13 protein-coding genes are annotated in these 15,687 nt (G+C 71.2%); 7 read left to right on the forward strand and 6 right to left on the reverse strand.

What is annotated here, in order from left to right; genetic code table 11:
- Window positions 1-93 precede the first annotated feature (93 nt).
- Window positions 94-468 carry a MerR family transcriptional regulator gene (locus ACZ607_RS34695; protein ID WP_469741845.1) on the reverse strand — a complete coding sequence of 125 codons (375 nt, stop codon included), beginning with the start codon at window positions 466-468 and terminating at the stop codon, window positions 94-96.
- Window positions 469-527: 59 nt separating this feature from the next.
- On the opposite strand from ACZ607_RS34695, the gene ACZ607_RS34700 reads away from it, so the two are divergent.
- The 3 genes from ACZ607_RS34700 to ACZ607_RS34710 all read left to right on the forward strand — a co-directional run bounded on the left by ACZ607_RS34700 (window position 528) and on the right by ACZ607_RS34710 (window position 3,604).
- Entirely contained in the window at window positions 528-1,649 is a 1,122-nt protein-coding gene (locus ACZ607_RS34700) for an alkene reductase (RefSeq protein ID WP_469741847.1), read from the forward strand.
- Between the two features lie 183 nt (window positions 1,650-1,832).
- Window positions 1,833-2,306 carry a carboxymuconolactone decarboxylase family protein gene (locus ACZ607_RS34705; RefSeq protein WP_469741850.1) on the forward strand — a complete coding sequence of 158 codons (474 nt, stop codon included), beginning with the start codon at window positions 1,833-1,835 and terminating at the stop codon, window positions 2,304-2,306.
- A gap of 182 nt (window positions 2,307-2,488) precedes the next feature.
- Window positions 2,489-3,604 (forward strand): ADP-ribosylglycohydrolase family protein, encoded by a 1,116-nt coding sequence (locus tag ACZ607_RS34710; protein WP_469741853.1) that lies wholly within the window; start codon window positions 2,489-2,491, stop codon window positions 3,602-3,604.
- 100 nt (window positions 3,605-3,704) lie between these two features.
- Here ACZ607_RS34710 and ACZ607_RS34715 read toward each other — a convergent pair whose 3' ends face one another.
- The 4 genes from ACZ607_RS34715 to ACZ607_RS34730 all read right to left on the reverse strand — a co-directional run bounded on the left by ACZ607_RS34715 (window position 3,705) and on the right by ACZ607_RS34730 (window position 8,019).
- Complete coding sequence (locus tag ACZ607_RS34715; RefSeq protein WP_469741857.1) at window positions 3,705-5,288, reverse strand: sodium:solute symporter family protein; 1,584 nt, start codon at window positions 5,286-5,288, stop codon at window positions 3,705-3,707.
- A 510-nt stretch (window positions 5,289-5,798) separates the two neighbouring features.
- Window positions 5,799-6,005 carry a DUF397 domain-containing protein gene (locus ACZ607_RS34720; protein WP_014155679.1) on the reverse strand — a complete coding sequence of 69 codons (207 nt, stop codon included), beginning with the start codon at window positions 6,003-6,005 and terminating at the stop codon, window positions 5,799-5,801.
- Between the two features lie 187 nt (window positions 6,006-6,192).
- Window positions 6,193-7,050: a helix-turn-helix domain-containing protein gene (locus ACZ607_RS34725; protein WP_469741861.1), complete on the reverse strand. Its 858-nt coding sequence runs from the start codon at window positions 7,048-7,050 to the stop codon at window positions 6,193-6,195.
- Between the two features lie 249 nt (window positions 7,051-7,299).
- Window positions 7,300-8,019: a GOLPH3/VPS74 family protein gene (locus tag ACZ607_RS34730; protein ID WP_099177736.1), complete on the reverse strand. Its 720-nt coding sequence runs from the start codon at window positions 8,017-8,019 to the stop codon at window positions 7,300-7,302.
- Window positions 8,020-8,213: 194 nt separating this feature from the next.
- Between ACZ607_RS34730 and ACZ607_RS34735 the strand changes: the two genes are divergently transcribed.
- From ACZ607_RS34735 to ACZ607_RS34745, 3 genes are all read left to right on the forward strand, one after another.
- Complete coding sequence (locus tag ACZ607_RS34735; protein WP_469741863.1) at window positions 8,214-10,940, forward strand: D-alanyl-D-alanine carboxypeptidase family protein; 2,727 nt, start codon at window positions 8,214-8,216, stop codon at window positions 10,938-10,940.
- Between the two features lie 216 nt (window positions 10,941-11,156).
- Window positions 11,157-12,980, forward strand: a complete 1,824-nt coding sequence (locus ACZ607_RS34740; protein WP_469741865.1) for an MFS transporter — start codon at window positions 11,157-11,159, stop codon at window positions 12,978-12,980.
- Between the two features lie 48 nt (window positions 12,981-13,028).
- Window positions 13,029-13,952, forward strand: coding sequence for an adhesin (locus ACZ607_RS34745; protein ID WP_469741867.1), 924 nt, complete (start codon window positions 13,029-13,031; stop codon window positions 13,950-13,952).
- 18 nt (window positions 13,953-13,970) lie between these two features.
- Here ACZ607_RS34745 and ACZ607_RS34750 read toward each other — a convergent pair whose 3' ends face one another.
- The gene (locus tag ACZ607_RS34750) at window positions 13,971-14,720 is read right to left on the reverse strand and encodes an ATP-grasp domain-containing protein (RefSeq protein ID WP_469741870.1); all 750 of its coding nucleotides are present in this window, start codon (window positions 14,718-14,720) and stop codon (window positions 13,971-13,973) included.
- Between the two features lie 85 nt (window positions 14,721-14,805).
- Here ACZ607_RS34750 and ACZ607_RS34755 point away from each other — a divergent pair, with 85 nt between their 5' ends.
- Window positions 14,806-15,678, forward strand: coding sequence for an aminoglycoside phosphotransferase family protein (locus tag ACZ607_RS34755; protein ID WP_469741872.1), 873 nt, complete (start codon window positions 14,806-14,808; stop codon window positions 15,676-15,678).
- Window positions 15,679-15,687 lie beyond the last annotated feature (9 nt).

The raw sequence follows: 15,687 nt of genomic DNA on the forward strand, positions 1-15,687 counted from the left end.
CCGAGGACCGGTGCAGCCATGCTCGACGCCATACCCGACAGCTTGTGTCGTATTTCTTGGGCGCACCCGGCGGTGCACGAACTGTGGCGCGGCTCAGCCGCGGTCCGTGCCCTCGCCCGCCGCCGTGGCGATCACGTCGTCCAGCACCTCCCGGGAGCGGCGCAGCTCGTCGATCTGCCGGTCGATGCGGTCGCGCTCCACGGACAGGTCGTCGACCAGGCGCGGGGTGGCGATCGCGGAGGGGCCGCCGTCCACATCCCGTACGCAGGGCAGCAGTTCGGCTATCTTCGGGCTGCTGATCCCGGCCGCGTAGAACTCCTGGATGCGGATCACGCGGTCGACCGCGCCCTCCGGGTAGTCGCGGTGGCCGCCGGGGGTACGGTCGGCCTTCAGGATGCCCTGGGTCTCGTAGTACCGCAGGGAGCGTTCGCTCACGCCCGTACGCCGGGCCAGCTCGCCGATCCGCATGGAATTCCTCGCCTCCGGGACTTGAACCTGACACCGGTGTCAATTCTTACCGTTCCGGCATGACGAACGCAGCCACTTCCCCCGCAGCCACGTCCCCCCGGACGCTCTTCGAGACCGTCGCCCTCGGCCCCCTCGCCCTCCCTCACCGTCTCGTGATGGCCCCGCTCACCCGGAACCGCGCCACGCCCGAGGGCGTCCCCACCCCGCTCATGGCCACGTACTACGCACAGCGCGCCTCGGCGGGGCTGATCATCGCGGAGGCATCCACGCCGAACGCCGTGGGGCAGACGTACCCGAACATCACGGCGATCCACAGCCAGGCCCACGTGGAGGGCTGGCGCCGGGTCACCGAGGCGGTACGGGCGGAGGGCGGGCAGATGTTCCTCCAGCTCCAGCACGGCGGGCGCGCCGGCCACCCCGACACCAGCGGGCTGACGCCCGTCGCCCCCTCGCCGATCGCGCTGCCGGAGACGATCCACACCCCGGCCGGACGCGTGCCCTCGGTCGTACCCCGCGAGATGACAACCGAGGACATCCGCACCACCGTGGCGGACTTCGCCTCCGCGGCCCGCAACGCCCTCGACGCGGGCTTCGAGGGCGTCGAGGTGCACAGCGCCAACGGCCACCTGCTCCACCAGTTCCTGGGCCAGGGGACCAACCGGCGTACCGACGCCTACGGCGGGTCCGTGGCCCACCGCATCCGCTTCGTCGTGGAGGTCACCGAGGCGGTGGCGGCGGCGATCGGGCCCGGGCGGGTGGGGTTGCGGATCTCGCCCTGGAGCACGGTCAACGGCATGGTGGAGGGCGACACCGAGGAGATCTACCCGGCGCTCCTGGCGGCCCTGGCGGGCACCGGCCTCGCCTATCTGCACGTGGGGTACGCCGACCCGGAGGACCCCGTCTTCCAGCGGATCCGGAAGGACTGGGCGGGCACGCTGATCGCCAACCCCGTACTGCCGAAGGACCGCATCCCGGAGGACGGCGGCCTCGCCGAGGCAGAGCGGCTGCTGGCCGCCGGAGCCGAGGTGATCGCGCTCGGCCGCCCCTTCCTCGCCAACCCCGACCTGGTCCGCCGGATGCGTACGGGCGCGCCGGTCAACCAGGTCCGGGACGCGTACATGATGTACGTCGGCGGGGAGACGGGCTACACGGACTACCCGACGCTGGACGCCGTGGGATGAGCCGCGTGGGCGACGGAGGCGGCCCGGGTGCGGCGGGATGTGCTGCGGGTCGGGTCGCGGAGTGCAGGCAGCGCCGAGGATGACATCCGCACGAGACCCAGGTCACACGGCGCCGTGTCACATCCCGCCGGGGACCATCCGTCGAGGGGGTGTAAGCATCGCGCGACTACGCAGGAGCTGATCATGAACGCTCGACTCGAACTCTTCGGCAACAAGGCCGCCACCACCTTCCTGAAGCACATCAACATGGCCGGGAAGGTGGTCACCGACTCGGGTCTGCCCGCCGCGACCCAGGAGCTGGTCAAGATCCGGGCCAGCCAGATCAACGGCTGCGGATTCTGCACCGACATGCACACCAAGGAGGCCACGGAGGCGGGCGAGACGTCGCTGCGGCTCAACCTGATCGCGGTGTGGCGCGAGGCCACCGTCTTCACCGACGCCGAGCGCGCCGCCCTGGAACTGGCGGAGCAGGGGACCCGGATCGCGGACGCGGCCGGCGGGGTGCCGGACGAGGTGTGGGCGAACGCCGCCAAGTACTACGACGAGGACCAGCTCGTCGCCCTGGTGGCCCTGATCGCCGTCATCAACGCGTACAACCGGCTGAACGTCATCGTGCAGCAGCCGGCGGGCGACTACCGGCCCGGCATGTTCGGCTGATCCCGGCGCCCCCGGAGGCCCGGTCCGCCCCTTGCGAACCGCCCCGGAAATCATGAGGAAAGCCGCGCACACGGGCTCTCGCGTACCAGTCCGTACATTCCGTTCCGCCCCCTGAACCGCTCCTTCCGTTCGATTACAGTGCTTGCGCAGTCGCACACGGTAAGACGGACGGAAGGGGCACGGTGAGCACAGGGACCACAGCTGTCTGGGGCCGTGCCCAGCAGCAGGACTTCCGTGGGCGGGTACGGGGCTCCCTGCTCGGCGGAGCCATCGGGGACGCGCTCGGGGCGGGCGTCTCGGGGCTCACGCTGGAGGCGATACGCGCGGCCCACGGGGTGGACGGGGTGGCCGACTTCGTCCCCGCGCACGGCAGACGGGGCGCGGTCACCGCCGTCACCCAGCTCACCCTCTTCACCGTCGACGGGCTGATCAGGGCCCAGGTCCGCCGGGACACCGGCGCCTGGCACCCGCCGACCGACGTGCACCGCGCCCATCTGCGCTGGGCGGCCACCCAGAGCGCCTGGGGTCCCGACGAACGCCGCAAGGACAACGGCTGGCTGGCCAGGGAGGAGTGGCTGTACACCCGCCGCGCCCCCACCCGGGAGTGCCTCGTCGGCTTCGGCGACACCACGATGGGCACCCTCGCGGTGCCCAAGAATCCGGCGGCGCGGGACTCGGCCGCGCTCACCCGCTCCGCACCCTTCGGGCTGCTCGTGGGCTGGGAGCCCCAGCTCGTCCTCCAGCTGGCCGTCGAGTGCGCCGCGCACACGCACGGCCATGCCACCGCGCAGCTCGCGGCCGGAGCCCTGGCCGTCATGGTGCACGGGCTGGCCCGCGGCGAGACCCTGGACGGCTCGGTCCAGCGCACCCTGGCCCTGCTCGCCGAACGCCCGGGCAACGAGCAGGTCTCCGAGGCGCTGCGGCAGGCCCTCGGCTCCGTACGCCAGGGGATTCCCGGGCCGGCGCTCATCGAGGCGCTCGGGGACACCGACTCGGCGGAGGAGGTCCTGGCCGTGGCGCTGTACTGCGCGCTGGTCGGCGAGGACATACGTCACGGGCTGCGGCTCGCGGTGAACCACTCCGGGCCGTCGGCGGCCACGGGGGCCGTCTGCGGCGCCCTTCTCGGCGCGCTGCACGGGGAGACGGCGCTGCCGCCGGCCTGGCTGGCGGAGCTGGAGGGTCGCTCGACGCTCCTCGAACTCGCCGACGACTTCGCGATGGAGATGACCCAGGGCCCCGCCCTGCACAGCCCGGCCGCCGTCGCTCCGGGCTGGCTGGCCCGCTATCCGAGGGACTGAGGGGTCTCCGGAGGCGGGCGGGGCGCTCCCGCCGCGCCCGGAGGTGGACGGGCGCCGCCGCGCCCGCCCACCGTTCATGTGTCCCCTCCGTGAGGGACGGTCAGTCCTTCACGCCTTCGGGAACGCCGGTGTTCTCGGGACCGGGCTTCTGCAGCGGGACGGCTGCGGCCGTCGCGTCGGCGGCCGGGCCCCCGTCGTCCGAGTTGATCTTGGCGATCAGCGCGTCGCGCTCCGGGGTGTCCTCGGGCTTGATGAAGCCGATGACGACGTAGAGCACCAGCGAGATCGCGAGCGGCAGGGCCACCTGGTACTGCAGGGCGACATCCGTCTTCACCGAACCGTCGAAGTTGTAGTTGGTGAAGTAGAAGGCGAGCAGCCCCGCCGCCCAGCTGGTCAGGGCCGCCGTCGGGCCGGACCGGCGGAACCTGCGCAGCAGGCCGAGCATGAACGGGATCGCGATCGGGCCCATCAGGCCGGCCACCCACTTGATGACGACCGAGATGATGTCCTTGAACGTCGGCGAGTTGATCTGGGTCGCCAGTGCCATCGACAGCCCGAGGAAGGCGAGCGTGGAGAGCCGCGCGGCCAGCAGACCGCTGCGGTTGCTCCAGTTCCGGGCCGCTTTGGAGAAGACCGGTGCGATGTCACGGGTGAAGACGGCCGAGATCGCGTTGGCGTCGGAGGAGCACATGGCCATCGTGTGCGAGAAGAAGCCGACGACGACCAGGCCGAGCAGGCCGTGCGGCAGCAGCTGCTCGGTCATGAGGGCGTAACTGTCCGAGGCGTCGGGCTTCTTGGCCTCGACGAGCAGCGGGGCGACCCACATCGGGAAGAAGAGGACCACCGGCCAGACCAGCCACAGCACGGCGGAGAGCCGGGCCGAACGGGTCGCGGAGCGCGCGGAGTCCGTGGCCATGTAGCGCTGGGCCTGGTTCCACATGCCGCCGTTGTACTCGAAGGTCTTGATGAAGAGGTACGCGAGCAGGAACGTCACCGTGTACGGGCCGGCCGTCGGGCTGGTGTGCCCCTCGGGCAGCTTGTCCCAGACCGTCCACAGCGAGCTGAAGCCGCCCAGCTTGCTCATGGCGATGAACAGCATGGCCAGACCGGCGAAGAGCTGGATGACGAACTGCCCGAGCTCGGTGAGCGCGTCGGCCCACAGCCCGCCGACCGTGCAGTAGACGGCGGTGATGGCGCCCGTGATGAAGATGCCCTGGGTCAGGGTGATGCCCGTGAAGACGGAGAGCAGCGTGGCGATGGCGGCCCACTTGGCGCCCACGTCCACGATCTTCAGCAGCAGACCGGACCAGGCCAGGGCCTGCTGGGTCTGGATGTTGTAGCGGTTCTTCAGGTATTCGAGCGGCGAGGCGACGTGCAGCCGCGACCGCAGCCGGTTGAGCCGGGGCGCGAAGAGCTTCGCGCCGATGCCGATCCCGATGGCGATCGGCAGGGACCAGGTCACGAAGGACGTGACGCCGTACTGGTACGCGATCCCCGCGTAGCCGGTGAACATCACCGCGCTGTAGCCGGACATGTGGTGCGAGATGCCGGACAGCCACCACGGCATCTTGCCGCCGGCCGTGAAGAAGTCGCTGACGTTGTCCACGCGCTTGTGCGACCAGAGTCCGATCGCGACCATCACACCGAAGTATCCGATGAGCACGGCCCAGTCGAGACTGTTCATGTGCCCCCTCCAGGGGTCCGCCTTGTGAACGAGAACGCACTTCGTCAGTACGGCCGTTCAGCGGGGCCCCCGTGCGGGAACGGGGACTTGGGGGATTGAACCGCTTGCCCGGGTCCTCGGTCAAGGTTTTCTCGGTCAGGGATGTGAACGCGGATCAGCAAGGCGAACGATTTTGCTCGTTCTTGACCTTGCGGGGCGTTGTCGCCGACGTGACCGCGGCCACACGATGAGCGGGCACTTCGTCAGGCTGTGCAGAGACCGACGCAATCAGGAACGCCCGAGAACGCAGAACGACCGCACGGGATGCGGGTCCCGTGCGGCCGGAGAAAGGGGAAAGCTGTACGACGTGATTGAGCGCGCGCGGCATGGATCCGACGCGCTGTTTCCCATGCGCCGATTCCGGTGGCGGGCCGAGCCCCCTCGGCCAGGACGGCGGACCAGTCGAGAGGGCTCCTGGCGGTCGTGTGCGATGACCGGCCACGGTGCGGTGCGTGAGGACCGGCGAACCGGTCAGGCGTTGATGGAACCGGACGCGACGTCGCGGACGAAGGTGTTCCAGGCTCCCGACACGAAGGAGAGCGAGGGGCCTTCGGGGGCCTTCGAGTCACGCACGGCGATGGCCTGCGTGACGGGCGACTTCACTTCGACGCATGCGCCGTTGCCGCCGGAGTACGACGACTTCGTCCAGTTTTCCGTAGCACCCTGAAGAATGGCCATGTTCACTCCGGTTCAGAGAGTTGATGTGAGTGGCACCAACTTCGATCTGTTGGCGTGATCGACGCTACTCGCCAACATCGCCCGGTGGTGGGGCCGTTCACTCGACCGGATGGCATATTCCATACGGGTCTTCCGCTGTGAGGTGGTGGCGGTGTATCTTCCCGCCCCCACCTGGTTCACAGGGCTCTCAGCGCGTGTAGCTCTTGGCGATGTCGCCGATGAACTGACGGGTCTGGTCCACGTTCAGCGCCTGCGCCCGCAGGTGCTCGTACATGACGCTGTAGCGCTGCACGTCGTTCGCCTTCTCCAGGTAGAGGTCGCTGGTGACCCCCTCGATGTACACCACGCTGGAGTCCGCGGCGTCGGGGAATTCCAGGATGGCGTACTGGCCGTTGATGCCGGGGTGCGCCCCCATGTCGAAGGGCAGCACCTGCACGGTCACATGGGGCAGCTGGGACTGCTCGATGAGGTGCTCCAGCTGCTCGATCATGACCTGCTTGCCGCCGACGAGCCGGCGCAGGGCGGACTCGTCGATGACGGCCCACAGGCGCAGGGGGTGCTCGGGGGCGTTGACCCGGTCCTGGCGGCGGGCCCGGACGTTCACCCGCTTCTCGATGTCGGAGGGCGGCGTCTCGGGAAGTGCGCCGTTGATCAGGGCCTCCGCGTATCCCCGGGTCTGCAGCAGTCCGGGGACGACCTGGGGTTCGTAGACCCGGAGGGACTCGGCGTCGGTCTCCAGGCCGATGTACACGCTGTAGGGGATGTCGCCGAAGGCGTGCCACCAGCCCTGCTGGCGGGAGTCCTTGGCCATCTGCATCAGGGAGTCGACGATGCGGTGGTCCTCGACCTCGTACACCCCGCAGAGATCGCGTACGTCGCGCTGGCTGATCGAGCGGCGGCCGTTCTCCAGGCGGCTGATCTTCGACTGCGAGACCAGCAGCCGCTCCGCCACCTCCTCCGCCGTCATGCCCTTGATCTCGCGGAGGCGACGCAGTTCCTGGCCCAGCCGGCGTCGCCTGACAGTGGGATTGACGTTGGTCGGCACGGGAACGGCACCTCCGGCTATGCAGCTGTTGTAGCTGTGCGTATCTGCTTGCTCAGCAGATTGCCACCCGGGGTCCCGGCCGCGCTGGGAAATGGCCACACCGAAATGACCACGCGCAACAGCGCGGGGCAGCCGGTGGATCCGGCTGCCCCGCGCCTGGTGCGGCTCCCGAACCGGGTCATGGGGACGTCGGTGCGGCGGTACGGCGGTGTATCGGTACTCCGCGCAACTGTCCGCGCGGTCGTGCTGTCAGTGGACGGAGGTGTGCGCCATGCTGCCTCGGCGCGCTTGCGCTTGCGGCTGCAACGGCACGCTCGCCGTCTGCTGATTGCGGCGCGGCTGGACGGCCACACCGTTCTGGACGTCCATCACGGCATGCGCCACGAGGCCGCCCATCGGGTCGTGTCTGATCAGGTCCCGGAGCCGGGAGCGCGACGAGCGCCCCTCGTTCCCGGGGTACAGGTGCTTGCCGAGTCCGACCGCGTGGGCCAGTGCGGCGAGCGCCGCGGTCCGCGGGTCCGGTGGTACGCCGGTGCGGATCGCGTTGTCCAGCCGGGCCTTGATGTCCCGGCTGATTGCCGTGTCCGTCGCCTGGTAGCGAGTCGTCGGCAGCACTCCGCACATCTGGCCCGCCACGGCATGCACCATGCCGCACCGCTCCAGATGAGCGAGGTAGATCTGGCGAAGTCCCAGTCGGGGCCCGCCGATCCAGTGGACGGCCCGGACCGGACTGCCGCGACGGCGCAGCAGTTCCAGTGCGGAGTCCAGAGTCGGATCTCCTGTCGGCCGTGGCATCACCACGGCGATACGATCCCCGTCAGGGGCTATCCGTCCTGCCAGAGCCAGCTCCACTAGCTGTGCCCCGGCCAGGCCGAGGTCGAGCGACTGCGGCTGCGCTGTGGTACCCGTGGTCGGGTCCAGAGCGAGCAGCAGAAGCTCCTCCGGAATTGTTCTGCGGCTCCTGCCCATCCATGCCTCCCCGCGTGGATGTCTGACAGGGTGACCCCTCTCACATTGGTCTGTCGAGGGTGCCTGGGTGCTTTGTGAGGGAACCGTTAGGTATGTCGTTCTCGTCTAGCGGCTCGGTCAAGGGTTCACACAGGACACTGGTAGATGGTTCGGACAGGTGCGGGCATGTCCCCGCGGCGCACAAGGAGGTATCGGTGGCGGGCGAGTCCCCCGACAAGTCGGAGCAGCGGAAGTCGTCGGGGACGGCTGAGGAACGCGATCCGCGTCTCGCCGTGTTCCGTGAACCGGTCGCTGCGGCGGGCGGGAACACAGCGGGCGGGACGACGACGGGAGCCGCGACGGACAGCGAGACGGCTGTCTTCCGTGTGCCGCGTTCCTCGGACGCCGACGCGTCCGCGACCCGGGAGAGCGCGAATGCCCCTGGGGACGCAGAGGGCTCGGCGGGCTCAGAGGGCCCCGAGGAGGCCTCCGAGCCTCGCGACGGGGCCGAGGAGCCCGCAGAGGCGGAGGACACGGCCGGGGAGCCCACGAAGGCGTCTGAGGGGCCTGTAGCCGCTAGCGGGCCCGTTCCGGGCGGCACGGAGGCCCGTTCGGGCTCCGGAGCCGAGGAGGGGGCCGAGGGCGACAAACAGTCCGTGGCCGCTTCCGGGGACACCGCCGCGTCCGCCTCCGACGCCGGTACGGACGACGCCGGTACGGACGCGGACGACGCCACGGGCGCCGGCACGGACGATGACAGCGATGCCGACGCCGATGCCGACGCCAAGGAGCAGCCCGCAGCCGCTTCCGCGTCTGCGGCCGAGTCCGGGGCCGAATCCGGCTCCGGCTCCGGAGATGAGCCGACGCCGACCGATGCCCGTCTCCGTGCCGCTGTAGCGGCCTGGGTGGCGACCGGTCCCGACGAGGAAGCCGCAGCTCAGGGCGGTGCTGACGCCGGCGACGACAAGCCGTCCGAGGACAGCGGCGAGGCGGCCGGCAGCAGCGCCGACGCTGCTTCCCCCGCCGGCGGGACGCCTGCCGATGCCGACGAGATCACGGCAGCGGACGTCGAGGACGAGGACGCCGACGACAAGGACTCTGCGGCAGTCGCCGACGCCTCTGCGGCAGACGCCGACGCCGAGGACGACGCGACCGAGGCCCCGGCAGCAGACGCCGGCAAGACTTCCGGCAAGACCGCCGCCGGCGCCCCCGCCGCCGACGCCCCCCGCGTCCCGAAGACCCGCGAGGAGGCCGACCCGGCGAAGGACGCCGAGGCCGCTGCCGACGGGCGAGGAATCGATCATCCGACCGCCGTCTTCAAGGCGCCGCGCGCCGAACAGATCGACCAGCCGACGACCGCACTGAAGCTCCCGTCCAAGGAGAAGGAGGCCGCGCGCAAGCCCGCCTCCTGGGCGGCCAAGGCCTCCGGGACCACCGGGGCCTCCGGGACCACAGGAGCCACCGGGGCGTCCGAGGCCCCCGAGTCCCCCGCCGAGCGGACCAGCAAGTTCGTGCCGCTGCGCTCGGACGACGTACGCCCCGCGCCCGTCGTCGGTCCCACGATCACCCCGGACGTCGCGGCCGGTCCCGGCACCCCCGCGAGCCCCGGGGCAGGCATCCCCGAGGCCGAGCGGACCAGGCAGCAGCCCATGCCGCCCCGGCCGCCGCTCGACCTGCTCGCCGAGCTGACGAACACTCCGCCGCCCCCGGAGACGCCGGTCCGCACCGCGGTCCGGCGGGTCAAGATCTGGACCCCGCTCCTCCTGCTCGTACTGATCATCTTTGCGATCGCACAGGCCGTACGTCCGCTGCCCGACCCCACGCTGACCCTCTCCGCCGCACCCACGTACACCTTCGGCGGCGAGAAGCTGGACATGCCGTGGCCGGAGGACGGGCAGGGGGCCGTCGAGGTCGAGGGCGTCGGCACCATCGGCACGTACGGCAAGGAGAAGTCCGCGCCGATCGCGAGCGTCGCGAAGATCATGACCGCGTACGTGATCCTCCAGGGCCACCCGATCTCCGGTAAGCAGGCGGGCGACCAGATCGTGGTCGACGCGAAGGCCGGTGAGGAGGCCAACCGCCCGGACGAGTCGACGGCGCCCATCAAGGAGGGTCAGAAGTACACGGAGCGTCAGATGCTCCAGCTCCTGATGATCCCGTCCGGCAACAACGTGGCGCGGCTGCTGGCCCGCTGGGACGCCACCACGGAGAAGGCGTTCGTCGAGAAGATGAACGCGGCCGCGAAGGACCTCGGGATGACGAACTCGGTCTACACGGACCCGAGCGGCCTGGAGTCCACCACCCGGTCCACCCCCGCGGATCAGCTCAAGCTGGCCAAGGCGGTCACGCAGAACGACGTCTTCCGCGAGATCGTGAACATGCCCCAGGCAGAGATCCCGGGCATCGGCAAGACGATCTACAACAACAACAACATCCTGCTGGAGCCCGGCGTCAGCGGCATCAAGACCGGTTCGTCGACCCCCGCGGGCGGCAACCTGATCTGGACGGCCGAGACGGTCATCGACGGCAAGACCCGGCGGATCATCGGCGCGGTGATGGGTGCCGACACCGACGGGACTCTGGACGCCAAGCTGCAGCGTGCCCTGCAGAGCAGTCTCGCGCTGATCCAGACCGCCCAGGAGGGCGTCGACTCCGCGGCCGTCGTCAAGAAGGGCCAGGTCGTCGGGTACGTCGACAACGGCTTCGGCACGCGGACGCCCGTGGTCGCGACCAAGGACCTCAAGGCCGTCGGCTGGGGCGGGCTCCAGGTCGACCTCGAGCTGACGGACGGTGGGAAGACGCCCGCCCACGTGGCGAAGGCGGGCACCGTCGTCGGCGAGGTGTCCGTAGGCACCGGCACGGGCAAGGTGTCGGTCCCCGTCGCCCTGCAGAGCGGAATGACGGAAGCCGGCTTCGGCGACAAGCTCACCCGCATCACCTGACGGGCCGGGCCCCCGCACCCGCTCCGGCGGGGACCGGGGGCCCGTCCGCCGATGGGGAAGCGCGGTGAAGCCGATGGGGCAGCGCGGTGAAAATGCCGCATGCTAGCGTCCCGAAAGCAACGGACGGGCGCCGGGACGCGTCTGTCCGCATACGGATGAGGCCCGTGCGGTACTAGGACGGTTCGGCAGGCCCGGGCAAGGACGGGGAGAGTCGCAGTGACCACCGCTGAGCCGACACGGGCCGACGCCGACAGGCCGGCCGAGGACGTACCCGTCCGGATCCCGGCCCAGGCGGCCGGAGACCTGGACGGCGCCGACAGCTCGATACGGAGCCGTCTGCGACGCCACCCGGTGCTGCTGACGACCGCGGTGGCCGCGGCGGTGCACCTCCTCTGGTTCTTCTTCTTCGCGAACAGCGGTGGCGACATCGCCGCCCAGGACGCCTGGGCCGAGTTCGTCGGCCGCCACCCCGGTACGGCGTACAACCTCGCCTGGTACGGGGGCATGCACCCGGTCTCGTACAGCGTGGTGTCGCCGTATCTGATGTCGTTGCTCGGCGTCCGGTCGACGATGATGGTCGTCGGCACCGTGTCCTCGGCGCTCACCGCCCTGATCCTGGTGCGGGTGCCCGCCGTCCGTAACCCCCTCGCGTGCGCGCTCGCCGGGGTCTTCGCCTATCTGTGCAACGCCCTGTCGGGCCGGGTGACGTTCGGGCTGGGCATGATGTTCGCGCTGGGTGCCGTCGCCGCCGTCTTCTGCTGGCCCCACCGCTGGCGCTACAAGCGCTGGGCGAAGGCCGGTGTCGCCGCGCCGCTGGCCGGGCTCGCGACGGCGGGCAGCCCGGTCGCCGGGCTCTTCCTCGGCGTGGTCGCGGCGGCGCTGTTCCTGAACAAACGGCGGCCCGGGGCGTACGCGCTGGGCCTGGCCCCCGTCGCGGTGGTGGTCCTGTCCGCGTGGCTGTTCCCGTTCTCGGGCACCCAGCCGATGGCCCTGGGCACCCTGTCGCTGCCCTTCCTGTACTCGGTGTTCGTCTTCTTCCTGGTGCCCCGGGACTGGCACACCGTGCGGACGGCCGCCGCGGTCTACGGCGCCGGGACGCTGCTGACCTACGTGGTCGACTCGCAGATCGGCTCGAACGTGTCGCGCATGGCGATGCTGTTCGCCGGTGTGGTCCTGCTCGCCGCGCTCCCGTACACCGCGCCGCGCACCCGCCGCTGGTACGCCCTGGTCGTCGTCTTCGCCGGGCTGAACTTCTGGATCGGCTTCAAGGGCGTCGACGACATCGTCCGTACCGCCCCCACCGCGTCCTGGAACCGTGCCCTGGCCCCGCTGGTCAACCAGCTCCAGCGGGCCGGGGCGGAGCGGGGCCGGGTCGAGGTCGTGCCCCCGAGCAGCCACCGTGAGGCCTCGGCGCTCCTGCCGCACGTGAATCTGGCCCGCGGCTGGAACCGGCAGGCCGACATGAAGCGCAACCCGCTCTTCTACGACGACACCCTCAACGCCGTGAACTACCGGGAGTGGCTGGACCGCTGGGCCGTGCACTACGTGGTGCTGCCGACGGGCAAGCCGGACTCGGGAGCCCTCCAGGAGACGGCGCTCGTCGAGAAGGGGCTGCCGTATCTGAAGGCGGTCTGGCGCGACGCCAACTGGAAGCTGTTCCGGGTGGTGGACCCGGTGCCGCTCGCGGACCCGCCCGCGACGGTGGAACGGGCCGGCGAGGACACGCTGACGATCCGCGTGCAGTCCGCCGGCCGGGTCCTGATCCGCATCCCGTACTCCCGCTGGCTGGCCGTCGTCGACGACGAGGGCAAGGGCGTGGAGCGGCCGCAGGAGACGGAGGCGTCCAAGAAGCGTTCGGCGGAGGACGGGGACGCCCCGAAGGAGTTCACCAACGACCACGGCTGCCTCATCAAGGTGGAGGAGGACGGGGACGGCGACGAGTGGACCGAACTCCTCGCACCGCGCCCGGGGGTCTACCGACTGGCGGGGCCGTACCAGTTCCAGCCGGGCACACCGTGCCCCGAGGAACTGCGCCAATAGTGCGGGAACTCTCCCTCCGGGCGGGCAGCACTGGCATGGTGTGCTGCCATGAGGTGCCAACATTGCGGCGGCGAACACATAGGTCCGCTGCCGGGCATGGTCTGCCCCCGCTGCGGTTCCGTGGAGCGCTCGCCTCGCGGGAACGGTTCCTGGATCGCCCAGGAGACGCTGATGGGCCGGGTCTCCACCCTGCCCAGACGGCGGAAGGCGCTGCTGGCGGCGGGGGTCGTGGTCGCCGCGGGCAGTCTGGCCACGGCGTTGTCGCTGCTCGCCACGGGGTCCGGTAGCGCGCGCCCGGAGCCCGCGGGCCGGGCCGGCGCCGTACCGGCCCCGATCGGCGGCGGGGTCCCGACCCGGATCGGCCCGACGGGACCCGAGAGCACCGGAGCGCCGTCCGGTGAGGCAACCACCGAACCCACCGAATCCGCCGACCCCTCCGGACCCGCTGGCGGTACGGGGCGTTACCGCTACTCCGCGTGGGCCGGCCCCGGCTGCACGAGCGGCGAGTACGCGGAGTACGGGCGCTTCGAGCGCGGCGACGCCGGCTGGTACACCGTCGACTCGGGTGGTTTCACCGGAGGTTCGTGCGACGGCCGGTTCAGCGCGGTCCCGATGTCGGGGAGCCCGGTCCAGGACCGGGGGAGCAGCGCCGTCTGGTCCTGGCACCTCGGCGAGGGCTTCCGTGAGTGCGCGCTGACGGTCTTCGTGCCGAGAAGCGTCCGCGACCGGGACGTGGCGGGCGACCCCACGGTCTACCGGGTCCTGTCCGACCCGCGGAACACGGACTCGGCCTATACGGGCTTCGCCGTGCACCAGCCGGAGCACCGGGGCACCTCGGTCGACGTACGGAGCTACCCGGTCAAGGGGGACACCTTCGCCGTGCAGCTGGTCGACCGGGGCCGGGACTGGGGCGACGCGGCGCTGGTGGGCGCGCACCACGGGGCGGCGCAGCTGAGGGCCTCCTGCCGCTGACGCGGAGCGGGGGAGGGATCACCGTACGAACGCTCGGTCCCGTTCCGCCAGGAGCGCGGCAGGGCCGGCGGCCCTGAGCACCACATCCAGCGCACGGTCCGGGTCGGACGCGTAACACCCGCTGGCCCAGGCGGCATTGGCCTCGACGACGGCCCACCGCCCCGCATCGGTGCGGCCTACGTCGACGACGATCGCGGACGGCAGCGTGTGCCCGGCGGCGGCCAGCAGCTCCGAGCCGAACGCGCGTGCCTCGGCGGAGAGGGGAGCCAGGTGCAGCTGCCCCGAGGCGGCGTACCGGCTGCCGGTGTGGACCTGCCCGTCGAGCAGATACAGCCGGTACTCCGCGTCGAATACCACGACATCGCTCACCAGCACCACCGTCTCCGGGCCGACGGCGTCCGGCCCCGGCAGCCGGGACCCGTCCGCGTAGACCAGCGCCCGGATGCTCTTGTCGTTCGGCGACTTGACGAAGACCGGGCGGCGCAGCCCGTACGCCTCCCGGATCGGGACGGCCCGGATCTCGCGCCGGACGAACGCGGCGGGCAGCAGGGCCAGCCAGTCGGCGGGAGCTTCGAGCGGTGCGATGCCCAGCGCGGGCGCCACGGCGTCGGCGAAGGAGGGCCCGGCGTGCAGATACGCGTCCCCGCCGCGCAGCTCCTCGGGCACCTTCCGGTCCGGCAGCTGCACGGTACGCAGATCTCGCCGCCGGGCGCAGTCGCGAATCGTCCGGGCGGACGCGGTGAGACGGGGCGGGAGCACGAGGGGCATGGGCATGGATCCTGCCGCAGCGGCGCCGCGCCGCCCACCGGATTTCGGTCGACAGCGCCCGCCCGGTTCGGCTTGCATGGTCCGGATGCATGCCAACGAGACGAAGACCGACGCGGCGCTCGTACGACGTCTGCTCGCCGCGCAGTTCCCGGCCTGGGCGGATCTCCCGGTCGAGCCGGTCCGCTCGGCCGGCACGGTCAACGCCATCTACCGGCTGGGCACGGACCTGGCCGTACGGCTGCCCCGGATCGAGGGCGGCTCGCGGGACGTGGCGACGGAACACCGCTGGCTGCCCCACCTCGCCCCGCACCTCCCGCACGCCATCCCCGCACCGCTGGCCCAGGGCGGGCCCGGCGAGGGCTATCCGTGGTCCTGGTCGGTCTGCCGCTGGCTCGACGGCACCAACCCGCCCCCCGGGGCAGGTACCACCGAACTCGCCGCGGATCTGGCGGATTTCGTGCTCGCGCTACGTCACGTGGACACCACCGGCGGCCCGCCGGCCTTCCGCAGCGAACCGCTGGCGGCCCGGGACACGGCGACCCTGAAGGCCCTGGACGCCCTGCACGGCGTGATCGACACCGCCGCCGCGTCCGAGGCCTGGGCGGCCGCGCTGCGGGCCCCTGACCCCGAGGGCCCGGCCGTATGGGTGCACGGCGACCTCCAGCCGGGCAACGTCCTGGTCGCGGAGGACGGCCGCCTGAGCGCGGTCATCGACTTCGGCGCCATGGGCCTGGCCGACCCCGCGGTCGACCTGATCGCGGCCTGGTACCTGCTACGGGCCGACGCGAGAACGGCCTTCCGTACGCGGGTGGGTGCGGGCCCGGCGACCTGGGAACGGGCGAGGGGCTGGGCCCTGTCGATCGCGCTCATGGAGCTCTCGTACTACCGGACGTCGAACGCGGTGATGGCGGAGACGGCCCGGCAGGTGATCGGGGAGATCGTGGCGGAGACGGGCTGACGGGGCGGC

The organism is Streptomyces sp. NPDC104381 (assembly GCF_055583745.1).